The following is a 26,000-nucleotide window of genomic DNA, read 5'->3' as shown; positions in this document are numbered from 1 at the left end:
CTCGTTGTTGCGGGCGGAGCGAAGCCATCCAGGGCGGCTTCCGTCCACTCCGGATTGCCGCGTCGCCTTCGGCTCCTCGCAATGACGAGGCTTATTGACGAAAGGGCGGCCTGACATGGCGACCGCCGCCGCGTCCCCCGCATCGCTTCCGGCCGAACCGCAACCGCTGAAAGGCGTGCGGCTGCTCGCCGCGGCGTTCGCGCTGGCGCTCGCCAATTTCGTCGTGGTGCTCGACAGCACTATCGCCAATGTGTCGGTGCCGCATATCGCCGGCGGGCTCGCCGTGTCGCCGACACAGGGGACGTGGGTGATCACCAGCTATGCCGTCGCCGACGCGATCAGCGTGCCGCTCACCGGCTGGCTCGCGGCGCGCTTCGGCACCGTGCGCTGGTTCCTGATCTCGATCATGGGATTCGGCCTGTTCTCCTTCCTGTGCGGCGTGTCGCGCACGCTCGACGCGCTGATCCTCTTCCGCATCCTGCAGGGGCTGTCGGGCGGGCCGCTGATGCCGCTGTCGCAGATATTGCTGCTGCGCATCTTCCCGAAGGAAAAGGCGGGGATCGGACTCGCCATCTGGGCGATGACGACGACCACCGCGCCGATCCTCGGGCCAATTCTAGGCGGCCTGATCAGCGACAATTGGAACTGGCCGTGGATCTTCTTCATCAACCTGCCCGTCGTCGCGCTCTGCGCCTTCGGGGTCGGCAGCCTGCTCGGCGCGTTCGAGACGAAGCGGGTCAAGGCGCGGATCGACGTGATCGGCCTGGTCCTGCTGGTGGTGTCGGTCGGCGCTTTCCAGACCATGCTCGACACCGGCCGCGAGCACGACTGGTTCGGATCGACGTGGATCGTCGCGCTGGCGATCGTCTCGGCGATCAGCTTCGTCGCCTTCATCATCTGGGAATTCACCGACGCGAACCCGGTCGTCGACCTGCGCGTCTTCCGCTTCCGCGGGTTCAGCTTCGCGACATTGGCGATATCGCTCGGTTTCGGAGCTTTCTTCGCGCAGGTCGTGCTGACGCCTTTGTGGCTCCAGCAGATGGTGGGCTATACCGCGACCGATACTGGCTATGTCGTCGCCTGGCTGGGCGTGTTCGCGGTGCTGCTGTCGCCAGTCGCGGCGGCGTCGATCGACAAGATCGACATCCGCATCTCCATCTCCGCCGGGATCGTCTGGATGGCCTTCGTATCGATCCTGCGCGCGGGTTGGAACGCCGACGTCGATTACTGGACGCTCGCGCTGCCGCACCTGTTGCAGGGGATGGGCATGCCCTTCTTCTTCGTCGGGCTGACCGCGCTCGCGCTCAGTTCTGTCCCCGAAAAGGATCAGACGTCGGCGGCGGGGTTGATGAGCTTCCTGCGCACGCTCAGCGGGGCGATCGGCACGGCGGTCGCGACCACCGCATGGGATGATTCGACGCGTGTTTCGCGGTCGGAGATCGTGCCCGCGCTCAACGATCCCGCCGGCGCCATGGACATATTGCAGGGCGGCGGGCTGACCTTCGAACAGGCGCGCGCGGCGCTCGACCGGCTGGTCGAGGTGCAGGCGGCGACGATCGGCGTCATCCACATTTTCCTCGCCTCGGCCGCGGTGTTCATCATTGCCGCCCTTGCGGTCTGGTGCGCGCCGCGCCCCCGCCACGTGTCGATGGGCGCGTCGCACTGACAGGAGTGGGCGCCGCGGCGTCCAGCCGCTTGGGTTGGCCGCCCGGCTATGCTAGGCGGCGCGCCCATGTTGACGATCAACGGCCTTACCGTGCGCCTCGGCGGGCGCACCATCCTCGACCGCGCGAGCGCGAGCCTGCCGGCGAAGAGCCGGACCGGGCTGATCGGGCGCAATGGCGCCGGCAAATCGACACTGATGAAGGCGATGATCGGCCAGATCGAGGCCGATGAGGGCGGGATCGAGATGCCGCGCCGCACGCGCGTCGGCTATATCGCGCAGGAGGCGCCGAGCGGCACCGCGACGCCGTTCGAGACCGTGCTGGCTGCCGACAGCGAACGCGCCGCCCTGCTCGCGGCATCGGAGACAGAGAGTGATCCCGACCGGCTCGGCGACATCCACGAGCGGCTGATCGCGATCGACGCCTATACGGCGCCCGCGCGCGCCGCGCGCATTCTGATCGGCCTGGGTTTCGACGAGACGATGCAGGCGCAGCCGCTCGACAGCTTTTCGGGCGGGTGGAAGATGCGCGTCGCGCTCGCGGCGCTGCTCTTCTCCAACCCCGACCTGCTGCTGCTCGACGAGCCGTCGAACCACCTCGACCTCGAAGCGACGATGTGGCTCGAAAGCTTCCTCAGAAGCTATCCGGGGCAGCTTGTCGTGATCAGCCACGAGCGCGACCTGCTCAACAATGTCGTCGATCATATCCTGCATCTGGAAGGCGGGAAGGTGACGCTCTATCCGGGCGGCTACGACGCGTTCGAGCGCCAGCGCGCCGAGCGCGCGGCGCAGCTGGCGGCGGCGAAGGCGGCGCAGGATGCGCAGCGCGCGCGGCTGGTCGACTATATCGCGCGCAACAGCGCCCGCGCCTCGACCGCGAAGCAGGCGCAGTCGCGCGCCAAGCAGCTCGCGCGGATGCAGCCGATCGCCGCGCTTACCGAGGACCCGAGCCTGGTGTTCGATTTCCCAAGCCCGGCGGACGAACTGAAGCCGCCGCTGATCACGCTCGATCTTGCCAGCGTCGGCTATGCGCCGGGCGAGCCGGTGCTGAGCCGGCTCAACCTGCGCATCGACCCCGACGACCGCATCGCGCTGCTGGGACGCAACGGCAACGGCAAGACGACGCTCGCGCGGCTGCTCGCGGCGCAGCTTCAGCCGATGGACGGCGCCATGGCTGCGTCGGGCAAGATGCGCGTCGGCTATTTCACCCAGTATCAGGTCGAGGAGCTCGACGGCGCCGACACGCCGCTCGGTCACATGACGCGCGTGATGGCGGGCAAGACGCCCGGCGCGGTGCGCGCGCAGCTCGGGCGCTTCGGATTTTCGGGAAACCGGGCGACGACCGAGGTAGCCAAGCTGTCGGGCGGCGAGCGCGCGCGGCTGGCGCTGGCGCTGATCACGCGCGAGGCGCCACATCTGCTGATCCTTGACGAACCGACCAACCACCTCGACGTCGACGCGCGCGAGGCGCTGGTGCAGGCACTGAACGGCTATGACGGCGCGGTGCTGATCGTCAGCCACGACCGTCACATGCTCGAACTGTCGGCCGACCGGCTGGTGCTCGTCGACGGCGGCACGGCGCGCGATTTCGACGGCAGCATAGACGATTATGTCGCCTTCATCCTCGGCAGGGGCGCGGCCGACGAGGCGAAGGCCGCGCCGGCGAAGCCGAAGGACGCAAAGCTGGCGCGGCAGGAAGCGGCAAAGGCGCGCGAGGCGCAGGCGGCGCTGCGCAAGTCGGCGAAGGACCTCGAAGCGCAGGCGGCCAGGCTTTCGGCGCGAATTTCGGCGATCGACCGCGCGATGTTCGACCCCGCGAGCGCTGATCCCGCGCTCGCCAAGCTGACGATGGGCGACCTCGCGCAGCGTCGCGGCAAGCTCGCCGCCGAACTCGAAAGTGTCGAGGCGGCCTGGATGGACGCGCTGGAGGCGATCGAAACGGCGGCGGCCTGACGGGTCGGGTCGCGCCGCCGTTCAGCCATTTGGCGCAGGGGCCGCAGAGAAGGAAAGCTCACGCTGCTTTCAAACGACGCCACCATCATAAAAGCCCCGCATTGACTCCCCCGCCGCCGCCCATCATAATGGTTTCAATTGTAACCATAAGGGATGGACCATGGCCGATCTGTTCGAAAATCCGCTGGGGCTCGACGGCTTCGAATTCGTCGAATTCTCGGCGCCCGAGAAGGGGATTCTCGAGCCGGTGTTCGAACGCATGGGCTTCACGCAGATTGCGCATCATCGCTCGAAGGACGTGATATTGTGGCGGCAGGGCGACATCAACCTGATCGCCAATTACGAGCCGCGCTCGCCCGCCGCCTATTTCGCCGCCGAACATGGCCCGTCGGCATGCGGCATGGGGTGGCGCTGCCGCGATGCGGCGAAAGCCTATGCCGAAGCGATCGCGCGCGGTGCCGAGCCGGTCGAGGTGCGCACCGGGCCGATGGAATTGCGCCTGCCCGCCATACGCGGCATCGGCGGGTCGATCATCTATCTGATCGACCGTTACGGCGACGGCCTCAGCATCTACGACATCGATTTCGTCTATGAAGACGGCGTCGACCGCCATCCCGAAGGTGCGGGGCTCAAGGTGATCGATCACCTGACGCACAATGTCTACGGCGGGCGGATGGCGCATTGGGCGGCGTTCTACGAGCGCATCGCGGGCTTCCGCGAGATCCGCTATTTCGACATCAAGGGCGAATATACCGGCCTGACCTCGAAGGCGATGACCGCGCCCGACGGCAAGATCCGCATCCCGCTCAACGAGGAAGGCGCGGGCGGCGGCGGCCAGATCGAGGAATATTTGCGCGCCTATAATGGCGAGGGCATCCAGCATATCGCCTTCGCCTGCGACGATCTCTACGCCTCGTGGGACAAGCTCGCCGCGCTCGGCAATCCCTTCGCGCCGTCGCCGCCGGAAACCTATTACGAACTGCTCGCCGAACGGCTGCCCGGCCATGGCGAACCGGTCGAGGAGCTGAAGGCACGCGGCATATTGCTCGACGGATCGACGCAGGAAGGCGATCCGCGCCTGCTGCTCCAGATTTTCGGCCAGACGGTGATCGGCCCGGTCTTCTTCGAATTCATCCAGCGCAAGAAGGACGAAGGCTTCGGCGAAGGCAATTTCACCGCGCTGTTCAAGTCGATGGAACTCGACCAGATCCGCCGCGGCGCGCTCGATGTCGCAAAGGAGCCTGCCGAATGACGAGCCCGATCAAACTCGGCGGCGTCCACCATGCCGCCTATCGCTGCAAGGACGCGAAGGAGACGGTCGAATGGTACGAGCGCATGCTCGGCATGACCTACACCACCGCCTTCGCCGAGGATCATGTGCCGTCGACCGGCGAATATGATCCCTACATGCACGTCTTCCTCGACGCGGGGGGCGGCAACGTCCTCGCCTTCTTCGAATTACCGAACCAGCCCGACATGGGTCGCGACGAAAACACCCCGGCGTGGGTCCAGCATCTGGCGTTCAAGGTCGGCAGCCATGACGAACTGGTCGCGGCGAAGGCGCATCTCGAGGCTCATGGCGTCGACGTGCTCGGGCCGACGCACCATGGCATCTTCCGGTCGATCTATTTCTTCGACCCCAACGGCCACCGCATCGAACTGGCGTGCGACATCGGCACCGACGAACAATATGCCGAACTGCGCCGCGTCGCGCCGCTGATGCTCGACGAATGGAGCCGGACGAAGAAGGCGCCGCGCCACGCCGACTGGCTGCATCAGCCGCCCGTGAACGAGTAGGTTTCCTTCTTCCCCTCCCGCCTGCGGGAGGGGCAGCGAGAGTTGCGAGCTTGCTTGCTACTCGCAGCGGGGTGGGCCATTGCACCGCTGCTGGCCCACCCTCGACCCCTCCCGCAAGCGGGAGGGGAGAGATATGACAGCTACTGGCGGCCTTATTTCCGGTCCAGCCCGATGCTTTCGAACGTCGCGCCGCTGCATTTGTCGGCGGTCTTGTCGCCACCGCCCGACAGGGCGCCGATGACCAGGAAGCCGGCGACCACCGCGACGAGGAATGCGCCCGCGACCCAGGCGAGATATTTGTCGATGAATGCCTTGATCGGCGCCCCGAACAGCCGGAACAGGATGCCGACCAGCATGAAGGAAAAGGCCCGGCTGGCCAGGCTCGCCCACAGGAAGGTGAACGGGTTCATGTGGATGAAGCCGGCGGTGATCGTCAGCAGCTTGAACGGGATCGGCGTCGCCCCCTTCACCAGGATGATCTCCGCCCCGTAATCGCGCAGGTAGCAGGCGGCTGCCGGGAAACTGTCGGTGAGTCCCAGCGCCGCGAGCAGCCACAGCCCGACGCTCTCATACAGGAAATAGCCGATCCCATAGCCGAAGCACCCGCCCGCGACCGAGGCGAGGGTGCAGATCAGCGCATAGCGCACCGCTTTCCTCGGTTCGGCGAGGCACATCAGCCCGAGCATCGGATGCGGCGGGATCGGAAAGAAGCTCGCCTCGACGAAGGCGACCAGCGCCAGCCAATATTCGGCGTGCGGATGCGCCGATTTCTCCATGGTCCAAGCATAGAGATTCTGGATCATGGACTTGTTGCGGGGGACGGCGGTCATGCTGGTCCTTGTTGCCGGGTCAGGATGACCACCGCCTCCCTATGCCGTTCGCGACGGGCGAAATAAACCCCCAAGCACGCCCCATCGCCCCAGCGAAAGCCGGGGCCGCTGGCGGTTTGCTCTTCGACGCCCGAACAAGGACGATAGCGGCCCCGGTCTGCGCCGGGGCGACGATCTTCCTGCGGAATCAATGCCTGAAATGCCGCATCCCGGTAAACAGCATCGCCAGCCCCGCCTCGTTCGCGGCGGCGATCACCTCGTCGTCGCGGATCGAGCCGCCCGGCTGGATCACGCAGGTCGCCCCGGCCTCGGCGGCGGAGATCAGGCCGTCGGCGAAGGGGAAGAAGGCGTCGCTGGCGACCGCGCTGCCGACGGTGCGGGGTTCGCTCCAGCCGTTCGCCTCGGCCGCCTCGCGCGCGCGGACGGCGGCGATGCGCGACGAATCGCGGCGGTTCATTTGCCCCGCGCCGATACCCGCGGTCGCGCCGCCCTTGGCATAGACGATGGCGTTCGACTTCACATGCTTGGCGATCGTCCAGGCGAACAGCGCGTCGGCGAATTCTGCGTCGCTCGGCGTGCGCGTCGTGACGACTTTCAGATCGTCCTTCGTGATCCGGCCGTTGTCGCGGGTCTGCGCGAGCCAGCCGCCGGCGATCGTCTTCATCATCAGGCCGCCGCGCGCCGGGTCGGGCAGTTCGCCGGTCAGCAGCAGGCGCAGATTCTTCTTCTTCGCGAAGATCGCGCGCGCGTCGGCGTCGGCGTCGGGGGCGACGACCACCTCGGTGAAGATGCTGGCGATCGCTTCCGCCGTCGCGCCGTCGAGCGGCCGGTTGAGCGCGACGATGCCGCCGAAGGCCGAGACGCTGTCGCAGGCGAGCGCCGCGTCCCACGCCGCGGTCAGCGTCGCAGCGGTCGCGACGCCGCACGGATTGGCATGCTTGACGATGACGCAGGTCGGGTCGGCCTCGCGGAACTCGGCGACGAGGTCGAGCGCGGCGTCGGCGTCGTTGATGTTGTTGTAGCTGAGCGCCTTGCCCTGCACCTGCTCGGCCTGCGCGATACCGCGCGCGGCGGGGCCGGCGGGAAGGTAGAGCGCCGCCTGCTGGTGCGGATTTTCGCCATAGCGCAGCTCGGCCGACAGCGTCGCGGTCAGCGGCAGCGTGTCGGGGAACAGCTTGCCCTGGTCGGCGAAGGCGAACCACTGCGCGATCATTCCGTCATAGGTCGCGGTATGGGCAAAGGCGGTCGCGGCGAGCCGCTTGCGCAGAGCGAGGGTGGTCGCACCGTCGTTGGCGTCCAGTTCCTCGATCAGCGCGGCATAATCCTGCGGCTCGGTGACGATGCCGACGAAGGCGTGGTTCTTCGCCGCCGAACGCACCATCGCCGGGCCGCCGATGTCGATATTCTCGATGATCTCCTCGCGCGGCGCGCCTTTTGCGACGGTGGCGGCGAAGGGATAGAGGTTGACGACGACCAGGTCGATGCCGCCGATGCTGTGCGCGTCCATCGCGGCGACGTGAGCGGCGTCGTCGCGCACCGCGAGGATGCCGCCGTGCACGGTCGGATGCAGCGTCTTGACGCGCCCGTCCATCATCTCGGGAAAGCCGGTGAGGTCGGCGACGTCGAGGACCGCGTGCCCCGCGTCGCGCAGCGCCTTTGCGGTGCCGCCGGTCGACACCAGCTCGACCCCATGACGGCCGAGCGCGGCGGCCAGATCGGCGAGACCCGCCTTGTCGCTGACGGAAAGGAGCGCACGGCGGACGGGAACGAGATCGGTCATGGGGGAGCCTCGGCAGGGGATGGAAGGAGTCGCCGTCGCCCTAGGCCCGTGATCGCCGTTGGGCAAGGTTTTGGAAGTATCAGGTGGCGGCGCGGAGAAGGAAATTCGCGCAGGGGCGCAGAAGAAAATGGAAGGCCTTTATGTCGTTTGCTGGACCGGCAAGCCATAAATCCGACCCGGTCGCCCTGAGCTTGTCGAAAGGCCGTTCTTTCTTTCAGCGCTGCAAGGAGAAGGACGGTGCTTCGACAAGCTCAGCACGAACGGAGTGGCTAGAGCGGCGTGCCATAAATCTGCAACGCCCCTTATCCGTTCGTGTCGAGCGCAGTCGAGACACGCATCGGCCTTGCGCCACGCTGATGGGTGTCTCGACTGCGCTCGACACAAACGGGACGATGGGTCAGATTTAACGCTCGATGCTCTAGGACCAATCGACATTCAGAAGATGGCGAGGCGAAAATGGTGGTTTTTCGCGACTCGGAGCGCAGCGTGCTGACGGCACGTGAGCAGCGGAAGCGCGAAAAGCCGCCATTTGCAGGCCGCCAGAGCTGAATGTCGATTGGTCCTAGCGCAAATTCAAGGCTCACCGCGATGGAAGCCGCTTACCCGATATGCTTGAAAATCCAGCCGATGCTGACGCCGCCGGCGGGGGCGCTGCCGGTGACGACGAGCTGTTCGGTGGGATGCGGGCGGCCCTCGCCGTCGACCCACAGGCTTTCCTCGACCGCGAGCGTGCCCTCGGAGGCGCGGAACTGCCACAGCGGCCCGCCGGCGATGCGCAGCAGCGCGCCGAGCCGGTCGGCGGTCAGGCTGGCGGAAATGTTGCGGCCGAGATGGAAACGCAGCGCGAAATGCTTGTCGCCCTTGCGGCGGCTGCGCGGAGCGGGGAGCAGCATGTCCTCGCCGCGCAATTCGCGCCCGTTGGGGGAGAGGATCAGCAGGCGGCGATGGATCAGCCCGTGGCGCCGCGCATAGCCGTCGTGGCTCATTTCCAGCCGGCTGCCCTGCGGGGTTTCGTGCCGGTCGAGCTCGACCTCGGTCACCCCCTTGCCGAGCGAGCCGTTGGGCAGGATCGCGGTCGAATTGCTGTCGGCAACGACCAGCGTCGAATGCGCGGCGGTGGTGCGCAGCCCGCGCGCCAGTTCGGTGGGGATCGTCGCGCCGGTCAGCGCCGCGCCGCCGCAGTTGACGACGATGCGTTCGGCCCCGTCGCTCAGCTCGAATGCCAGGGTCGAGGCGCAGCCCGCCTCGGTCACGCGCGCGATCGGCGGCGGCGCCGCGTCGGCGAGCAGCACGACCTTGTTCGCGACGAGCCGCTGATAGCCCCAGTCGCGCGCCTGTTTGAGCGGGCGGGTGCGCACGCCGCTCGCCGCGACGATTGCCGCGATCGTTTCGGCCGGCGTCGCGCCGCTGCCCTGCCAGCTTCCCATGCCGCCGTCGCTGTGGACGATCCCGAGCAGCGCCGGAACCGCGCGCGCCAGCACCTCGTGCAGGAAGGGCGGCAGGTCGATCCGCCGCATGTCGTATATGCGCGCAAGCATCGACAGCGCCATGATCGCATCGAGCTGCGCCTGCGGAGACCGCGCGATATTGCCGCCGTCGGCGTAGAAGCTCGTCTCGATGACCTTGCGCAATCCCGCTTCGCCGAACACCTGTCGCGGTTCGCCGCCGGGCATCAGCAGCGAGGCGGCGACGACGCCGATCCAGGCGACCATCTGCTCGACGCCGGGGCGCGTCTTGTCGGCGACGCGGTCGAGATGCCGCGCCGCGCGGGCGAGGTGGTTGAGCACGGCGGAGCGATAGACGAGATCGCTCGACGACAGGATCAGCGGCGCGTGCGCAGCCCAGAACAGGATGCGCCACCCCGTATTGTCGGCTTTCCACGCCGGTTCGCTGACCGTCTCGCCATGGACCGCGAGCCATTGGCGCACGATCGCCTCCGCGATCGCCGCACCGTCGGCGCGCGTCCCGGTGGCGGCAAGGTCGCGCAGCCACGCAAAGCTGTGGATGTGATCGGCAAAGCTCGGCGCGACGCCCAGCGCCGTGAAATCGAGCGTGGCGAGCGGCAGCCTGAGCCCGCGATGGAGGAAATGGCCGGCGCGGATCGCTGTGCCCGCGCGCGTGTCGCCGGGAACCGGGTCCTCGGGCACGCCGAGCAGCTTGAGCGGAAAGCGCCCCTTGAGGCGGAAGGCGTGCAGCGGGGTGCGCCACGTCAGCCGCGTGATCTGGTTGGCGATGCGGTCGCCGAGCGACAGCCCCTTGTCGGCGGGCAGGCGGATCAGCCGCTTGCCGGGCTCGATCGAGTCGTCGAGCGGCGGCGTGTCTTCGCCCGCATCGGGGGTCGGGTCGATGGGGGCAACGGTCAACGGTCTCCCCTCCATCGCTCAGGCGCCGCGCAGGCGCCGGATATTGTCGGCATAGGCGTCCGGCCCGCCGCGGAAGGTCGCGGTGCCGGCAACGAGCACGTCGGCGCCCGCCGCGATCGCGAGCGGCGCGGTGCCCGCGTCGATGCCGCCGTCGACCTCCAGCCTTATGTCGCGGCCCGACTTGTCGATCATCCTGCGCACCGCTTCGATCTTGCGGAGCTGGCTGGAAATGAAGCTCTGGCCGCCGAAACCCGGGTTGACGCTCATGATCAGGACAAGGTCGATCTCGTCGATCAGATAGTCGAGCATCTTCGCCGGGGTCGCGGGGTTGAGCGAGACGCCGGCCTGCTTGCCCAGCGACTTGATGTGCTGGATGCTGCGGTGGATGTGCGGTCCCGCTTCCGGATGGACGGTAATGATGTCGGCGCCCGCCGCGGCGAAGGCGTCGAGGAAGCCGTCGACCGGCGAGATCATCAGATGCACGTCGAAGGGCAGGGCCGAATGCGGCCGCAGCGCCTTCACCACCATCGGCCCGATCGTCAGATTGGGAACGAAATGGCCGTCCATCACGTCGATGTGAACCCAGTCGGCGCCCGCCGCCTCGATCGCGCGCACCTCTTCGCCGAGCTTCGCGAAATCGGCGCTGAGGATCGAGGGGGCGATGCGGACGGAGGGTGCGGCGGTCATGACGACCGGCCTTAACCATCTAGCCGATGGGGAGCAAGCGGCCGTGCGCCCGGTCGCCTTCGGCGACTGTCAGTCCCCGGTTCTGCGTGGCCGTCCGCGCCGTGGGACCTCCGACCGTTTCACCGCCACGCTGCGCCGGGCGAGCGCCTCGCGCAGCAATATCTCGATCTCGGCATTGGCGCTGCGCAGCTCGGCCGCGGCCAGCCGCTCGATCGCCGCATAAAGCGCGGGATCGAGGCGGAGGGCAAAGGCTTTTTTGGGCGACGCGGGCATGGGAACAAACCTCAATTCCCGTTCGCATCGGGCCCCGAGCGCCGGCTAAGGCCGTTGAAGGGCTCGACACGAACGATCCTTGCAAATCAATAGAGCGACCCGGTGTTGACGACGGGCTGGGTGTCGCGTTCGCCGCACAGCACCACCATCAGGTTCGACACCATCGCCGCCTTGCGCTCGTCGTCGAGCTGGACGACGTCTTTTTCCGACAGGTGCTGCAGCGCCATCTCGACCATCGTCACCGCGCCTTCGACCAGTTTTCGGCGCGCCGCGATCACCGCTTCGGCCTGCTGGCGGCGCAACATCGCGCCTGCGATCTCCTGCGCATAGGCAAGGTGGGTCAGGCCACATTCGTCGACGGTGATGCCGGCGACCGCCAGCCGTTCGATCAGTGCCTTGCGCAATTCGGCGCCGACCTCGTCATGGTTGCCGCGCAGCGTCACTTCCTGATGCTCGATGTCGTCATAGGGGTAGCGCGATCCGATCGACCGCACCGCGGCCTCGATCTGCGCGAGGACGAATCCCTTGTAATCCTCGACGTCGAACAGCGCCTGCGCGGTGTCGGTGACGCGCCATACCACCTGCGCCGCCATTTCGATGGGATTGCCGCGCAGGTCGTTGACCTTGATCTTGTCGGAGATGACGTTGTTCGCGCGCACCGCGATCTTGCGGCGCGTCAGCCACGGCAGCACCCAGCGCAGCCCGGTCTCGCGGTCGGTGCCCTTGTAGCTGCCGAAAAGCTGGATCGCTGCCGCCTCGTTCGGATTGATAAGGTAGAAGCCGCAGAGGATCAGCGTGCCGGCAATCGCCGAAACGGCCAGCAGCACCCATTTCCACGACGCTTCGGTCCCCGTGGCGTTGCTCACCCCCGCCCAGATCGCGATGCCGAGCAGGACGAGCCAAACGAACAGCATCAGATAGCCGCTCGCCGTCGCCGCGCGCACCTCGCGCGTTGGGTTGAGCGCGGCCGTCACATACGAATCACCCATGGCACCCTCCGATATAAAGATGACATCATATTTATATCGCATCTGGCCGGCGTCAATTGGATTTGTGGGGCGGTGGTGATGGCGGTTTGGGGGCAGGAAGCCGTCTGAGCCATGCACCGGTTCCCCCTCCCGCAAGCGGGAGGGGCAGCGAGACTCGCGAACTTGTTCGCTAGTCGCAGCGGGGTGGGCCTTTGCGCCGTCGCTGCCCACCCCCGACCCCTCCCGCTTGCGGGAGGGGAGAAGAAACGTCGAAACCCGCCATTCCATTCCAGATCGCCCTGGCGGTCACGAACGTGGACCCGCCGGACGATACAACAGGACAAAGGGCGCGCGAAGGCCCCCTTTGCTTCGCGGCGGAATGCCGGTCAGTCGGTCGGAAAACCGCGCTTGTGCAGCAGCGCCTTCACGTCCGGGTCGCGACCGCGGAAGGCGCGATAGGCGTCGGCGCGGTCGGTTTCGTTGCCGGTCATCAGCAGGATGGTGCGGAACCGGTCGGCGACGCCGCGATCCCATGGTCCGCCTGCTTCGGTAAAGGCCGCCCAGGTGTCGGCGTCCATCGTTTCGGACCACAGATAGCTGTAATAGCCCGCCGAATAGCTGTCGGAGCTGAACAGGTGGCCGAACTGCGGCAGCCGGTGCCGCATGACGATTTCCTTCGGCATGCCGATCTCGGCCAGCGTCTCGCGCTCGAACGCGTCGATGTCGGTGACGGGGGTCTTGCGGTCGTGCAGCTTCATGTCGACGATCGCGCTCGCCAGATATTCGACCGTCTCGAACCCCTGGTTGAATTTCGCCGATGCCAGGATCTTGTCGACCAGCGCCTGCGGGATCGGCTCGCCCGTCCGATAGTGCGTCGCATAGGTCGACAGCACCTCGGGCGTCATCAGCCAATTCTCGTTCACCTGGCTCGGAAACTCGACGAAATCGCGCGGCACGCCGCCGAGTGCCGGATAGGTCACATGCTGCAGCAGATAGTGGATGCCGTGGCCGAATTCGTGGAACAGCGTCGTCGCGTCGTCGAGGCTGACCAGCGTCGGTTCGCCCTTCGCGGCTTCGGTGAAATTATTGTTGTTCGACGCCAGCACGTTGCGGTCGCCGCCCAATGTCTGCTGGCTGCGATAGGTGGTCATCCACGCGCCCGATCGTTTGCCGTCGCGCGCGAAATTGTCGAGATAGAGAACGCCGATGTTCGCGCCGGTCTTGAGGTTGGTGACCTCGAAGGTCTTCACCTTGGGATCGAAGATGGGGATGGTGCCCGTATTCTCGCGAAAGCCGAGGTCGTAGAGCCGCCCCGCCGACCAGAACATCGCGTCGCGCAGCTTGTCGAGCTGGAGATAGGGCTTCACCTCGCTTTCATCGAGGTCGTATTTCGCCTTGCGGACCTTCTCGGCATAATAGCGATAGTCCCATGGCTCGATGGTGATCTTCGGACCCTTGCCGGCCTTCGCCTCGGCGTCGGCGATCGCCTGCATGTCGGCGACTTCCTCGTGCACGCGCGCGACCGCGGCGGGCCACACCTTCATCATCAGCTCCATCGCCTTTTCGGGCGTCTTCGCCATCGTGTCGGCCATGCGATAATGCGCGTGGGTCGGGAAACCGAGCAGTTCGGCGCGCTGCTGGCGCAGCTTCAATATCCCGGCGATCGTCGCGTTGGTGTCGTTCGCGTCGCCATTGTCGCCGCGGTTCACGAAGGCGCGCCACACTTTTTCGCGCAAGCTCCGGTTGGCGGCGTTCTGAAGCACGGGCTGCGCTGACGAACGGGTGTTCTTGATCGCCCATTGGCCGGGCTTGCCCTGCGCCTCGGCCGCCGCGGCGAGCGAGGCGACGAACGCGGGTTCCAGCCCCGCCAGCTCGGCCTTGTCGGTGACGAAGGTATAGAGTTTCTCGTCGGCGAGCAGCTTCGACGAGAAGGCCGAGAACAGTCCTTCGAGCTTTGCATTCAGGTCGACGAGCTTTGCCTTGTCGACGGGCGACAGGCTGGCGCCGTCGCGCACCATCTCGTCATAGCTGCGCTCGACGATGCGGATCTGTTGCGCGTCGAGCCCGCTCGAATGCCGCGCGTCATAGACCGCCTTGTAGCGGGCGAACAGGCGCGGATCGAGGAACAGCTCGGTGAAGAAGGTCGAAAGCTTCGGGCTCCATTCGGCGTCGATCGCCTCGACGCGGTCGTTCGACTTGTTCGACGTCTGCACGCCCCACAGCGCATAGACGCGGTCCATCGTGTCGCCCGCGAGCTGCATCGGGACGTGCGTATTCTCGAACGTCGGCGCTTCGGGGTTGGCGATCACCGCCTCGACCTCGGCGCGCGTTTCGGCCATCGCCTTCTGGAAGGCGTCGGGGAACAGCTCGGGATCGAGCTTGTCCCACGGCGGCACCCCCTGAAAGGGGCCGGTCCACGGCGCAAGCATCGGGTTGTCGGCGGCAGGGGTGGCCGCGGCCGGAGCGGCGGCGGGTTCGGCGGCGGTGGCTTTGCTCATCTGGCTGTCCATGCTGGCATAACCCGCAACCAGCGCGGTGGATGCGAGCAGCATCGACAGGCGGCGGGCGAGAGGGGGCGCTGGGCGCGGCATCATCGGTCATCTCCCGGGAACTTTGGTTTCGGGCGAAACCATATGGGGGAGCCTTAACCCGGGACCGCGCGGCGATGCAAGGCGGCGGTCAACCGGCGAAGCCCGGCTGGATGAGGCCGGGCACGTCGACGCGAAAGGCGAAGAGGCCGCCCGAGTGCGGCTGCTCGCGGCGTTCTTCGTCGGACAGCGCCTTGCCCGCGCTGGTGACGAAGGCGGTGCGCATGTCGGCGCCGCCCAGCGCGATCATCGACGGGCGCTGCACCGGCAGCTCGACGGTCTGGAGCAGTTCGCCGGCCGGCGACAGGCGCACGACGCGCCAGCCGTCCCACAGCGCCGACCAATAGCAGCCTTCGGCATCGACGGTGCCGCCGTCGGGGCGGCCGGTGCCTGTCTCGAACTGGTGGAACAGCCGCCCCTCGCCCAGCATACCGGTCGCCGGATCGACGGCATAGGCGCGCAGCGCGTGCGTCGGCGTGTCGGCGTGATAGAAAGTCCGTCCGTCGGGGCTGAATGCGGCGCCGTTGCTCGTCAGCAGGCCGCCGAGCATTTTCGTCAGCGACCCGTCGGGGTCGAGCCGATAGAGCGAGGCGGCCGGGTTCGTCTTGTCGCGCGTCACGCTGCCGACCCACAAGCGCCCGGCGGCATCGACGCAGCCGTCGTTGAAGCGCTGCTCGGGAATGTCCGCGAGCACTTGTTGACCGAAAGGGCGCGGCGCTCGTCCCCAGACGTCGATCAGCGCGCAGCCGCCCTTCAGGCCTGCGACCAGCCCGCCGCCCGCGCGCGGCGCGATGCAGCCGACCGGCCCGTCGAGTTGCATCGTCTCGGTCCGTCGCGTCGTCGGGTCGGTGCGGTGGATGCGGTGCGCGTCGATATCGACCCAATAGAGGCGCGATTCGCCCGCGTGCCAGCGCGGCGACTCGCCGAGCAGCGCGTGGGCGTCGAGGAGCAATTCGACCATAAGCAATGGCATAGCGTCGCCGCCCGGCACCGGCAAATCCGCTCGACGAAGGAGTTTCGTGCCGTAGCGGCATTTCTACTTGACGTGGACGTAAACGTAAGGTCCATTGGTCGGCGAAGGGCGTGCCGCGGCGCGCCCGTTCTTGCGCGGACCGACTCCCCGATAACGCTCGGCCGCCCTCAGGAAAGGAAGACCCATGTCGCTCGATCATCTGTCGCGCACCGCTTATACCGAGGACCATGAAGCGTTCCGCGCGACGGTTCGCCAGTTTCTCGAAAAGGAAGTCGCCCCCAACCAGGCGAAATGGGCCGAGGACGGCATCGTCCCCAAGGCGCTGTGGCCCAAGGCGGGCGAGATCGGGATGCTGTGCCCGACGGTGCCGGAGGAATATGGCGGGCTTGGCCTCGACTTCGGCTATAACGCCATCGTCGACGAGGAAAGCGCCTATTACGGCCGCGTGACCACGGGCTTCTCGCTCCAGTCGGACATCGTCGCCAACTATATCGTCCGCTACGGCAGCGAGGAGCAGAAGAAGCACTGGCTGCCCAAGATGGTCGCGGGCGAGGTCGTCACCGCGATCGCGATGACCGAACCGGGCACCGGCAGCGACCTTCAGGGGATGCGCACGACCGCGAAGAAGGACGGCAATCACTATGTCATCAACGGGTCGAAGACCTATATCACCAACGGCCAGAACGCCGACCTGATCCTCGTCTGCGCCAAGACCGACACCGATGTGCAGCCGGCGTGGAAGGGCGTATCGATCATCCTCGTCGAGGCGGAGCGCGAAGGGTTCCAGCGCGGCCGCAACCTCGACAAGATCGGGCAGGACGAAGCCGACACGTCGGAACTCTTCTTCAACGACGTGCGCGTGCCGATCACCAACTGCCTCGGCGACGAGGGGCAGGGCTTCATCTATCTGATGAGCGAACTGCCGCAGGAACGCCTTTCGATCGCGGTGAGCGCGCAAGCCTCGGCGCAGCGCGCGTTCGACGATACCGTCGAATATACGCGCGACCGCAAGGCGTTCGGCAAGCCGATCCTCGATTTCCAGAACAGCCGCTTCGTTCTCGCCGACCTCAAGGCGAAGCTGCAGGTCGGCTGGGCGCACCTCGACTGGGCGCTCGCGCGCCACATGAAGAAGGAATTGACGCCGGAGGAAGGCGCCGCGGCGAAGCTGTGGCACACCGACCTGCAATGGGAGGTGATGGACAAGTGCCTCCAGCTTCACGGCGGCGCGGGTTACATGAACGAATATCCGATCGCCCGCGCGTGGCGCGCCGCGCGCGTGACGCGCATCTTCGGCGGAACGAACGAGATCATGAAGGAACTGATCGGGCGGAAGCTCTGATTTCCCCGCCCGCAAGCGGGCGGGGCAGCGAGATCTGGGAGCTTGCTCCCTGGTCGCAGCGGGGTGGACCATCTCACCCCCGGATGCTCGCTCCGCTCGCGCTCACCCCTAACCCCTCCCGCCTGCGGGAGGGGGATCAAGAAAGGAATTCTCCATGGCTACAGCTTATATCGTAGACGCCGTCCGCACCGCCGGCGGCCGCCGCGGCGGCCGGCTGGCCGGTGTCCACCCCGTCGACCTCGGCGCAGCGGTGTTCGACGCGATCGCCGACCGCAACGATTTCGACACCAGCGTGATCGAGGACGTCATCACCGGCTGCGTGTCGCAAGGCGGGCAGCAGACGATGGACCTCGGCCGCAATGCGGTGCTCGCGTCGAAGCTTCCCGACAGCATCCCTGCGGTCACCATCGACCGCCAGTGCGGCTCGTCGCAGCAGGCGGTGATGTTCGCGGCGCAGGCGGTGATGTCTGGCACGCAGGACGTCGTGCTGGCGAGCGGCATCGAGAGCATGACGCGGGTGCCGATGGGCAGCGTCGCGACGCTGTTCATGAAGGAGGGGCTCGGCAACTACAAATCGCCGCGGCTCGAAGAGAAATATCCCGGCATCATGTTCAGCCAGTTCATGGGCGCCGAGATGATCGTCAAGAAGCACGGCTTCACCAAGGCCGACCTCGACGCCTTCGCGCTCGAAAGCCACCGCCGCGCCAAGGCGGCGACCGAGGCGGGCCTGTTCGATCGGGAGATCGTTCCGGTCGAGATCGAGACCGCCGACGGCAAGGAATGGCACAAGGCCGATGAGGGCATCCGCCACGACGCGACGCTCGAAAGCATCGCCGGGGTCAAGCTGCTCCAGGAAGGCGGCACGATCACCGCGGCGACGTCGAGCCAGATCTGCGACGGCGCCTCGGCGGTGCTGGTCGTGTCCGAACAGGCGCTCAAGGATCATGGTCTGACCCCGCGCGCGCGCATCCATCACCTGTCGGTGACGGCGGGCGATCCGGTCATCATGCTCGAGGAACCGCTGTTTGCGACCGAAAAGGCCTTGAAGAAGGCGGGGCTCAAGATCGGCGACATCGATGCCTATGAGGTCAACGAGGCGTTCGCGCCGGTGCCGCTCGCGTGGCTCAAGTATCTTGATGCCGATCCCGCGCGGCTCAACGTCCACGGCGGCGCCATCGCGCTCGGCCACCCGCTCGGCGCCACCGGCGCGAAGCTGATGGCGACGCTGCTCGGCGTGCTCGATGCCCGGGGCGGCAAATACGGCCTTCAGACGATGTGCGAAGGCGGCGGCCAGGCGAACGTCACCATCGTCGAGCGGCTGTAAAGCTTTCAAAGCCCCTCCCGCTTGCGGGAGGGGCAGCGAGACTTGGGAACTTGTTCCCTAGTCGCAGCGGGGTGGACCAAGCGGTCTCGTTCCATCCTGCGACCCCCCACCCCAACTCCTCCCCTGAAGGGGAGGGGCTTTAGTCAGGAGAAACCCATGAAACTCGATTCCACCGTATCCGCCGTCGTCACCGGGGGCGCCTCGGGCCTCGGCGCCGCCACCGCGCGCGCGCTTGCCGCGAAGGGCGTCAAGGTCGCGATCTTCGACCTTCAGGAAGAAAAGGGCAAGGCGATCGCCGAGGAACTGGGCGGCGTCTTCTGCGAATGCAACGTCACCGACGACGCGTCGGTCGATGCCGCCTTCGCCAAGGCGCGCGCCGCGATCGGGCAGGAGCGCATCCTCGTCAACTGCGCGGGCACCGGCAATGCGATCAAGACCGCGAGCCGCAGCAAGGAAGACGGCAGCATCAGGCATTTCCCGCTCGACGCCTTCAACTGGATCATCCAGATCAACCTCGTCGGCACCTTCCGCTGCATCGCCAAGTCGGCCGCGGGCATGATGACGCTCGACCCAATGGCGGACGGCGAGCGCGGCGCGATCGTCAACACGGCTTCGGTCGCGGCCGAGGACGGCCAGATCGGCCAGGCCGCCTATTCGGCTTCGAAGGGCGGGGTCGTCGGCATGACGCTGCCCGTCGCGCGCGACCTCGCGAGCGAGAATATCCGCGTGAACACCATCCTGCCGGGCATCTTCGACACCCCGTTGCTCGGCGCCGCGCCGCAGAATGTCCGCGACGCGCTCGCCGCCTCGGTGCTCAATCCGAAGCGGCTCGGCAATCCGGACGAATATGCCACCCTCGCGCTCTGCATGATCGAGAACGGCTATTTCAACGGCGAGGACGTCCGCCTCGACGGCGGCATCCGCATGGCGCCGCGCTGATATGGCCAAACCGGAAGGCTGGCGGCTCGATGCCGCCAGCTATCCCGTCTGCGAAACATTCCAGACGCGGTTCCAGGACATGGACGTCAACGGCCACCTCAACAACGTGGCCTTCGCGGCGCTGTTCGAAAGCGGCCGCGTCCTGCTCAACTGGCGCCTGCGCGCGCAGGGCGAGCGTGCGGCGAACGAACGCATGATGGTCGCCGCGGTCGAGATCAACTATCTGGCCGAGGGCAATTTCCCCGATCCCGTCGAGATCGCGACCGGCATCGGCCGCATCGGCACGTCGAGCTGGACGCTCATCCAGGCGATGTTCCAGAACGGCCGCGCGATCGCGACCTGCGACACCGTCGTCGTCTGCCGCACCGACGGCGAGGCGAAGCCGCTGCGCGCGGAGATGGTCGCGGAGCTGGAGGCGAATCTGGCTAGGCCGATTTAGCGATCTGGCCTGACCTTCGTCATCCCGGACTTGATCCGGGGTGACGATGAACGGAGGACGGAGCCTAGCGCTATTAAAGCTTCTTGTCCGCCTCGGGCACCGATCGGATCAGGTCGCGGGCGAAGCCGATCAGGCCGATCTGGCGGCGGCGCTTCAGCCGTTCGGCGCGCAGGATCGCCTTCACCTCATCGAAACAGCCTTCGACATCGTCGTTGATCAGCACATAGTCATAGCCGTCCCAGTGGCTGATCTCGTTCGCCGCGCGCGCCATGCGCGCCGCGATCACCTCGTCGCTGTCGGTCCCGCGCGACCGCAGCCGGCGTTCGAGTTCCGCCATCGTCGGCGGCAGGATGAACACGCGCACCACGTCGGGGCCGGCTTCCTGATAGAGCTGCTGCGCCCCCTGCCAGTCGATGTCGAACAGCACGTCCTTGCCCGCGGCGAGCAGGTCCTCGACCGGCCCGCGCGGCGTGCCGTAGCGATGGCCGAAGACATGCGCCCATTCGAGGAATTCGCCGTCGGCGGCCATCTGCTTGAAGGTTTCGACATCGACGAAATGATAATCGACCCCGTCGCGCTCGCCCGGGCGCATCGGCCGCGTGGTCGCGGAGATCGACGGCGCGATGTCGGGATCGGCGGCGAGCATCTTTTTCGAAATCGTGGTCTTGCCCGCGCCCGAAGGCGACGACAGAATGAAGAGCACGCCGCGGCGGTGAAGATGGACGCTGTCAGCCATGCGGGCTCATTGCGCGCGCGCGGGCGCCGGTCAAGCGGGAAGGGGCATCATGGCGGGAATGACGCGCAGAGGTTGGCTGGTCGCGGCCGCGCTGCTGACCTTGCTCGCCGCGATCCTGATCGCGATGGGACGCCCGCCGATCTGTCCGTGCGGTACCGTCAGCCTGTGGCACGGGGTCGTCCAGTCGAACCAGAACAGCCAGCAGATTTCGGATTGGTACAGCTTCAGCCACGTTATCCACGGCTTCCTCTTCTATGGCCTGTCGCGCTGGCTGATGCCGCGCGCGCCGCTGTGGATCGCGCTCGCCGTCGCGATCGGAATCGAAGGGGCGTGGGAGATTCTCGAAAATTCGCCGATCATCATCGACCGTTATCGCGAGGTGACGATGGCCTATGGCTATGCGGGCGATTCGGTGCTCAATTCGGTGAGCGATGCGGCGTTCATGCTGCTCGGCTTCCTCGCCGCGAGCCGGATGCGCTGGCAGACGACCGTCGCCGTTGCGATCGCCTTCGAATTGTTCACCCTGTTCGCGATCCGCGACAATCTGACGCTCAACGTCCTGATGCTCGTCTCGCCGGTGGAGGCGATCAAGGACTGGCAGGCGGGCTGATCTTCGATAACGAAGCGGTTTTAGTGAACCGACGGCTGCCCATTCGTTTCGACCGGCAGCGCCGGGGGCAGGGCATCGCCGAGCTGTTCGCCGTCGGACGCCGCGCTGTCGATACCGGCATAGCTGTCGACCACGCCTTCGCGCGCCAGCCGGTCGCCGATGCGATGCGCTTCCTCGGCGGCGCGGCGCTGTTCGGCGCGGTCGGCCCATTTCTTGGTGAGGTAGGCGGCGGCCGCGGTCGCGGCGAGCACGGCATAGCGTTGCGGGAACATCCGCCGCGCCACGAACAACGTCCCGGCGCCGATCACGGCACCTGCGACCGGGTGATTATTCTTGCGGCGCCCGATCGCGCTGCCGAGCACGCCGCCGACGATCCGTCCCATCATCTTCACGATCCTTCCTCCCCCATCAATCCGCGACGCGGCCTTCGGGTTCCGGACCGAGCATATGGCGCGGGTCGACGACCCGGTCGAAGGTCGCCGCATCGACGAAACCCAGCGCCAGCGCCGCCTCGCGCAGGGTCGAGCCGGTTTTGTGCGCGTGTTTTGCGATCATTGCCGCGTTGTCATAGCCGATCTCGGGCGCCAGCGCGGTGACGAGCATCAGCGAGCGCTCGACCAGTTCGGCGATTCGCGGGCGGTTCGGCTCGATCCCGGCGACGCAGCGGGTCGCGAAGCTTTCCATGCCGGTCGCGAGCAGGTCGATCGAGCGCAGCACATTGGCGCCGATCAGCGGCTTGAAGACATTGAGTTCGAGATGCCCCTGCATCCCGCCGACGGTCACCGCCTGATGATTGCCGATCACCTGCGCCGCGACCATCGTCAACATCTCGCACTGGGTCGGGTTGACCTTGCCCGGCATGATCGAGCTGCCGGGCTCATTCGCGGGCAGGTCGATCTCGCCCAGCCCGGCGCGCGGGCCGGAACCGAGCAGACGGATGTCGTTGGCGATCTTGGTCAGCGCGACCGCGAGCGTGTTCAGCCGCCCCGACAGGTCGACCAGCATGTCGTGACTCGCCAGCGCCTCGAACTTGTTCGGAGCGCTTGCGAAGGCGACGCCGGTGATCGCGGTCATCTCGGCCGCGAAATCCCCGGCGAAGCCCGCGGGGGCGTTCAGCCCGGTGCCGACCGCGGTCCCGCCCTGCGCGAGATGCGGCAGGGCATGCTGCACCAGCGGTTCGGTGCGCGTCCGGCACAGAAGCAGCTGGGCGTGATAGCCCGAAAATTCCTGCCCCAGCGTCAGCGGCGTCGCATCCTGCAGATGGGTGCGGCCGATCTTGACGATATCGTCCCACGCCTCCGCCTTGGCGCGCAGCGCCTCGATCAGCACGTCGAGCGCCGGCAGCAGGCGGCTGCGCATCGCCAGCGTCGCGGCGACGTGCATCGCGGTCGGAAAGCTGTCGTTCGACGACTGGCCGCGGTTGACGTCGTCGTTGGGATGCACCGGCACCTTGCCGCCGCGCGTGCCGGTCAGCATCTCGTTGGCGCGGCCGGCGATCACCTCGTTGGCGTTCATGTTGCTCTGGGTGCCGCTGCCCGTCTGCCAGATGACGAGCGGGAACTGGTCGTCATGCTCGCCGGCGGCGACTTCGGCGGCAGCGGCCTCGATCGCGTCGGCTTTTTCGGCGGACAGGCCGTGGCGGCGGTTGACCCGCGCCGCCGCCTGCTTGACCAGCGCGAGCGCGTGGACGATCCCGACCGGCATCCGCTCGCGCGCGCCGAAGGGGAAATTCTCGATCGACCGCTGCGTCTGCGCGCCCCAATAGGCGTCGGCGGGCACCGCGATCTCGCCCAGGCTGTCGCTTTCGATCCGCGTGTCGCTCATAGGATCAATATCCTCGTCACCATCACCGCCCCGGCCCAGATCAGCGCGACGAGGCTGAGCAGCTTCCAGAAACCGCGCTCGCCGACCCGCGCGCGCAGCCAGGCGGCGACGATCCAGACCAGCACCAGCGCCGGGGTCAGCACCAGCAGGCTGAAGCGCAGCAGCCCGTCGGCGATCTGCCCGCGGGGATAGGGCCCCTCGAACAAGGCATAGCCCTCGACCCCCCACCAGAAGGCGGCGGTCAGCACGACCATGCCCGCAAGGGCCCAATATTGCCAGAAGCGCGATGGCGGCCAGTTGTCGGCCACGGCGCTATTTCTTCTTGCCGAAGTCCACGGTCACCACGTTCGACCCGTCCTCGGCCGATACGTCGGGGCGGTCGTTATGGGCTTCGTCATGCGGTTCGGGCGCTTCCATATCCTCGTCGCTGACCTGGAACTGGAGCCCGAAATCGACCGATGGATCGACGAAGGCGGTGATCGCCGCATAGGGGATCACCAACATCGACGGCGTCTGGTTGAACGACAGGCCGACGCTGAAATGATCCGATTCGACCTTCAGGTCCCAGAAGCGGTTCTGGAGCACGATCGTCATTTCGTCGGGGAACTTGGCGACCAGATGCGCGGGGATCGACACGCCCGGCGCCTGCGTCTTGAAGGTGATATAGAAATGATGCTCGCCGGGCAGGCTGTCCGATCCGACGATCTGCGACAGCACGCGGCCGACCACGGCGCGCAGGGCGTCCTGCACGATCTCGTCATAGGGAATCAGGCTGTCGCGGACTTCGTCACTCATGGGCGAGGGGGATGAACGGCGCGCGGGCGATGGTCAAGGGGGGTCGAGAGCGGAGAGTCGCCTTGCAACGCGAAAAGTCGCTGCTATGGCGTCGGCCATGCGAACCGCCTCTGTCCAGCGCACGACCAGGGAAACCGATATCGCGATCACCGTCGATCTCGACGGCAGCGGCACCTATTCGGTATCGACCGGCATCGGCTTTCTCGACCACATGATCGAGCAACTGTCGCGCCATTCGCTGATCGACATTTCGATGACGGTGAAGGGCGACCTGCACATCGACCAGCACCACACGGTAGAGGATTCGGCGCTCGCGCTGGGCGATGCGGTGGCCAGGGCGCTCGGCGACAAGCGCGGCATCGCCCGCTATGGCGAGGCGCATGCGCCGATGGACGAGACGCTGACGCGCTGCATCCTCGACATTTCGGGGCGGCCGCACTGCGTCTGGAACTCGGGTTTCTCGCAGCCGCGGCTCGGCGAGATGGATACCGAGCTGTTCCCGCACTGGTTCGCCAGCTTCGCGCAGGCCGCCGGGATCACGCTGCACATCGAAACCCTCTATGGCGAGAACAACCACCATATCGCCGAGAGCATGTACAAGGCGCTGGCGCGTGCACTGCGCCAGGCGGTCGAGATCGACCCGCGCAAGGGCGACGCGATCCCGTCGACCAAGGGTGTGCTCTAGGAGCCGTCCATGAGCGTGATTGCCCTGATCGACTATGGCGCAGGCAATCTTCGCTCGGTGCATAATGCGCTCGTCGCGGCAGGCGCGGACAATGTCGCCGTCACCGCCGATCCCGATGTCGTGGCCAAGGCCGACCGCATCGTGCTGCCCGGCGTCGGGGCGTTCGCTTCGTGCATGAACGGCCTTTCAGCCATCGACGGGCTGGTCGAGGCGATGGGCTGGCGCGTGCGTGGCGACGGCGTGCCGTTCCTCGGCATCTGCGTCGGCATGCAATTGCTCGCCGACGCGGGCGAAGAGCATGGCACGCACAAGGGTCTCGGCTGGATCGGCGGGACGGTGCGCGCCTTCGCGCCCGCGCCGGGGCTTCGCATTCCGCATATGGGCTGGAACGATGTCGTTCCCACGGTGGCGCATCCGGTGATCGCGGCGGGCGAGGCCTATTATCTCCACGGCTATCATTTCGCCGATGCGGTGCATGTCGCGGCGACGAGCAGCCATGGCGGGACCTTCACCGCCGCCGTGGCGCGGGGCAATATCGTCGGCGTCCAGTTTCACCCCGAAAAGAGCCAGGCCTATGGCCTCGCCACCCTCGAAAGATTTCTCGCATGGCGGCCCTGACGATCTTCCCCGCGATCGACCTGAAGGGCGGACAGGTGGTGCGGCTGGCCGAGGGCGACATGGCGCGCGCGACAGTTTACGGCGACGATCCGGCGGCGCAGGCGCGGCTGTTCGCCGCGGCGGGCGCGGACTGGCTGCATGTCGTCGACCTCGACGGCGCTTTCGCAGGGGAAAGCGTCAACGGCGCGGCGGTCGAGAGCATCATCGCCGCGTTTCCAGGCAAGGTGCAGGTCGGCGGCGGCATTCGCGACCGGGCGGGCGTCGATCGCTGGCTGGCGCGCGGTGTCGAGCGCGTGATCATCGGCACCGCCGCGCTGAAAGATCCCGAGTTCGTCAAATCGGCTGCGCGCGATCTACCCGGACGGATCGTCGTGGGGGTCGATGCGAGGGACGGTATGGTTGCGACCGAGGGCTGGGCCGATGTGTCCGACGTGCGCGTCGAAGACCTTGCGCGGCGGTTCGAGGATGCCGGCGTCGCGGCGCTGCTCTTTACTGACGTCGGCCGCGACGGGCTGCTGAAAGGTTGCAATGTCGAGGCGACGGTGGCGCTCGCCCAGGCAGTCGCGATTCCGGTGATCGCTTCGGGCGGAGTCGCCGACATCGGCGACATCCATGCGCTCCGTCCGCATGTCGCAAGCGGCATCGAAGGCGTCATCACCGGCCGCGCGCTTTACGACGGTCGGCTCGATCTGGTCGAAGCAATTGCCGTGGGGCAGGGATGAAGGCCATGCCTCTCAGTGTTCCCCGGCGAAAGCCGGGGTCCAGGGTGTTATCGCGCAACGACGGTTTCGTAACGCTCTGGACCCCGGCTTTCGC

At 66.8% G+C, this 26,000-nt stretch carries 25 protein-coding genes; 12 read left to right on the top strand and 13 right to left on the bottom strand.

Features of this window, described 5'->3' with window-relative positions; all coding sequences use genetic code 11:
- The first annotated feature begins 115 nt into the window (after positions 1–115).
- From AC2S9W_RS00850 to AC2S9W_RS00835, 4 genes are all read left to right on the top strand, one after another.
- On the top strand, positions 116–1,666 hold the full coding sequence (locus AC2S9W_RS00850; protein ID WP_067186109.1) for a DHA2 family efflux MFS transporter permease subunit: 1,551 nt from the start codon (positions 116–118) through the stop codon (positions 1,664–1,666).
- A gap of 66 nt (positions 1,667–1,732) precedes the next feature.
- Positions 1,733–3,616: an ABC-F family ATP-binding cassette domain-containing protein gene (locus AC2S9W_RS00845; RefSeq protein ID WP_067186107.1), complete on the top strand. Its 1,884-nt coding sequence runs from the start codon at positions 1,733–1,735 to the stop codon at positions 3,614–3,616.
- Between the two features lie 160 nt (positions 3,617–3,776).
- Positions 3,777–4,868: a 4-hydroxyphenylpyruvate dioxygenase gene (gene hppD, locus AC2S9W_RS00840; protein WP_067186105.1), complete on the top strand. Its 1,092-nt coding sequence runs from the start codon at positions 3,777–3,779 to the stop codon at positions 4,866–4,868.
- The gene (locus AC2S9W_RS00835; RefSeq protein WP_067186103.1) at positions 4,865–5,413 is read left to right on the top strand and encodes a VOC family protein; all 549 of its coding nucleotides are present in this window, start codon (positions 4,865–4,867) and stop codon (positions 5,411–5,413) included. The genes hppD and AC2S9W_RS00835 overlap by 4 nt, the downstream gene beginning before the upstream one ends.
- Before the next feature lie 152 nt (positions 5,414–5,565).
- Here the strand turns inward: AC2S9W_RS00835 and AC2S9W_RS00830 are convergent, their stop codons facing one another.
- From AC2S9W_RS00830 to AC2S9W_RS00795, 8 genes are all read right to left on the bottom strand, one after another.
- Positions 5,566–6,216 (bottom strand): YqaA family protein, encoded by a 651-nt coding sequence (locus tag AC2S9W_RS00830; protein ID WP_067113185.1) that lies wholly within the window; start codon positions 6,214–6,216, stop codon positions 5,566–5,568.
- A gap of 214 nt (positions 6,217–6,430) precedes the next feature.
- Positions 6,431–8,023, bottom strand: coding sequence for a bifunctional phosphoribosylaminoimidazolecarboxamide formyltransferase/IMP cyclohydrolase (gene purH, locus AC2S9W_RS00825; protein ID WP_067186101.1), 1,593 nt, complete (start codon positions 8,021–8,023; stop codon positions 6,431–6,433).
- 599 nt (positions 8,024–8,622) lie between these two features.
- Positions 8,623–10,401: a heparinase II/III family protein gene (locus AC2S9W_RS00820; protein ID WP_286750276.1), complete on the bottom strand. Its 1,779-nt coding sequence runs from the start codon at positions 10,399–10,401 to the stop codon at positions 8,623–8,625.
- 3 nt (positions 10,402–10,404) lie between these two features.
- The gene (gene rpe / locus AC2S9W_RS00815) at positions 10,405–11,073 is read right to left on the bottom strand and encodes a ribulose-phosphate 3-epimerase (RefSeq protein WP_067186097.1); all 669 of its coding nucleotides are present in this window, start codon (positions 11,071–11,073) and stop codon (positions 10,405–10,407) included.
- 69 nt (positions 11,074–11,142) lie between these two features.
- A complete protein-coding gene (locus tag AC2S9W_RS00810) occupies positions 11,143–11,346 on the bottom strand; it encodes a type II toxin-antitoxin system antitoxin (RefSeq protein WP_067186095.1) in 204 nt (67 codons plus the stop codon).
- Positions 11,347–11,432: 86 nt separating this feature from the next.
- Positions 11,433–12,335 (bottom strand): SPFH domain-containing protein, encoded by a 903-nt coding sequence (locus AC2S9W_RS00805; protein ID WP_067186093.1) that lies wholly within the window; start codon positions 12,333–12,335, stop codon positions 11,433–11,435.
- A 365-nt stretch (positions 12,336–12,700) separates the two neighbouring features.
- A complete protein-coding gene (locus tag AC2S9W_RS00800) occupies positions 12,701–14,905 on the bottom strand; it encodes a M3 family metallopeptidase (protein ID WP_486572051.1) in 2,205 nt (734 codons plus the stop codon).
- Between the two features lie 88 nt (positions 14,906–14,993).
- Positions 14,994–15,863 (bottom strand): SMP-30/gluconolactonase/LRE family protein, encoded by an 870-nt coding sequence (locus tag AC2S9W_RS00795; protein WP_067186091.1) that lies wholly within the window; start codon positions 15,861–15,863, stop codon positions 14,994–14,996.
- 196 nt (positions 15,864–16,059) lie between these two features.
- Between AC2S9W_RS00795 and AC2S9W_RS00790 the strand changes: the two genes are divergently transcribed.
- The 4 genes from AC2S9W_RS00790 to AC2S9W_RS00775 all read left to right on the top strand — a co-directional run bounded on the left by AC2S9W_RS00790 (position 16,060) and on the right by AC2S9W_RS00775 (position 19,916).
- Positions 16,060–17,214 (top strand): acyl-CoA dehydrogenase family protein, encoded by a 1,155-nt coding sequence (locus tag AC2S9W_RS00790; RefSeq protein ID WP_067186089.1) that lies wholly within the window; start codon positions 16,060–16,062, stop codon positions 17,212–17,214.
- 154 nt (positions 17,215–17,368) lie between these two features.
- Positions 17,369–18,538 carry an acetyl-CoA C-acetyltransferase gene (locus tag AC2S9W_RS00785; protein WP_067186087.1) on the top strand — a complete coding sequence of 390 codons (1,170 nt, stop codon included), beginning with the start codon at positions 17,369–17,371 and terminating at the stop codon, positions 18,536–18,538.
- 156 nt (positions 18,539–18,694) lie between these two features.
- Entirely contained in the window at positions 18,695–19,477 is a 783-nt protein-coding gene (locus tag AC2S9W_RS00780) for an SDR family NAD(P)-dependent oxidoreductase (protein WP_067186085.1), read from the top strand.
- Position 19,478: 1 nt separating this feature from the next.
- A complete protein-coding gene (locus AC2S9W_RS00775; protein WP_067106066.1) occupies positions 19,479–19,916 on the top strand; it encodes an acyl-CoA thioesterase in 438 nt (145 codons plus the stop codon).
- Positions 19,917–19,989: 73 nt separating this feature from the next.
- On the opposite strand, the gene gmk is transcribed toward AC2S9W_RS00775, so the two are convergent.
- Positions 19,990–20,652: a guanylate kinase gene (gmk, locus tag AC2S9W_RS00770; protein WP_067186083.1), complete on the bottom strand. Its 663-nt coding sequence runs from the start codon at positions 20,650–20,652 to the stop codon at positions 19,990–19,992.
- Between the two features lie 58 nt (positions 20,653–20,710).
- On the opposite strand from gmk, the gene AC2S9W_RS00765 reads away from it, so the two are divergent.
- Positions 20,711–21,262 carry a DUF2585 domain-containing protein gene (locus AC2S9W_RS00765; protein ID WP_148650921.1) on the top strand — a complete coding sequence of 184 codons (552 nt, stop codon included), beginning with the start codon at positions 20,711–20,713 and terminating at the stop codon, positions 21,260–21,262.
- 20 nt (positions 21,263–21,282) lie between these two features.
- Here AC2S9W_RS00765 and AC2S9W_RS00760 read toward each other — a convergent pair whose 3' ends face one another.
- From AC2S9W_RS00760 to AC2S9W_RS00745, 4 genes are read right to left on the bottom strand one after another with little or no spacing between them, the layout of a single operon-like run.
- Positions 21,283–21,648, bottom strand: a complete 366-nt coding sequence (locus tag AC2S9W_RS00760; protein ID WP_067106073.1) for a hypothetical protein — start codon at positions 21,646–21,648, stop codon at positions 21,283–21,285.
- A 22-nt stretch (positions 21,649–21,670) separates the two neighbouring features.
- On the bottom strand, positions 21,671–23,086 hold the full coding sequence (fumC, locus tag AC2S9W_RS00755) for a class II fumarate hydratase (protein WP_067186079.1): 1,416 nt from the start codon (positions 23,084–23,086) through the stop codon (positions 21,671–21,673).
- Positions 23,083–23,394, bottom strand: coding sequence for a hypothetical protein (locus AC2S9W_RS00750; RefSeq protein WP_067106077.1), 312 nt, complete (start codon positions 23,392–23,394; stop codon positions 23,083–23,085). The genes fumC and AC2S9W_RS00750 overlap by 4 nt, the downstream gene beginning before the upstream one ends.
- A 4-nt stretch (positions 23,395–23,398) precedes the next feature.
- Entirely contained in the window at positions 23,399–23,881 is a 483-nt protein-coding gene (locus AC2S9W_RS00745) for an SspB family protein (RefSeq protein WP_067106079.1), read from the bottom strand.
- Positions 23,882–23,978: 97 nt separating this feature from the next.
- Here AC2S9W_RS00745 and hisB point away from each other — a divergent pair, with 97 nt between their 5' ends.
- Genes hisB through hisA form a run of 3 tightly spaced genes read left to right on the top strand, consistent with a single transcriptional unit; the run spans position 23,979 to position 25,906 of the window.
- Positions 23,979–24,566, top strand: coding sequence for an imidazoleglycerol-phosphate dehydratase HisB (hisB, locus tag AC2S9W_RS00740; protein ID WP_067106177.1), 588 nt, complete (start codon positions 23,979–23,981; stop codon positions 24,564–24,566).
- A 9-nt stretch (positions 24,567–24,575) separates the two neighbouring features.
- On the top strand, positions 24,576–25,184 hold the full coding sequence (gene hisH / locus AC2S9W_RS00735) for an imidazole glycerol phosphate synthase subunit HisH (RefSeq protein ID WP_067186077.1): 609 nt from the start codon (positions 24,576–24,578) through the stop codon (positions 25,182–25,184).
- Entirely contained in the window at positions 25,172–25,906 is a 735-nt protein-coding gene (hisA, locus tag AC2S9W_RS00730) for a 1-(5-phosphoribosyl)-5-[(5-phosphoribosylamino)methylideneamino]imidazole-4-carboxamide isomerase (RefSeq protein ID WP_067106083.1), read from the top strand. The genes hisH and hisA overlap by 13 nt, the downstream gene beginning before the upstream one ends.
- The last annotated feature ends 94 nt before the right edge of the window (positions 25,907–26,000 follow it).

Source organism: Sphingopyxis sp. 550B (assembly GCF_057401805.1).
The sequence above is the reverse complement of the archived record's forward strand: the minus strand, read 5'-3'. Positions and strand labels throughout refer to the sequence as shown.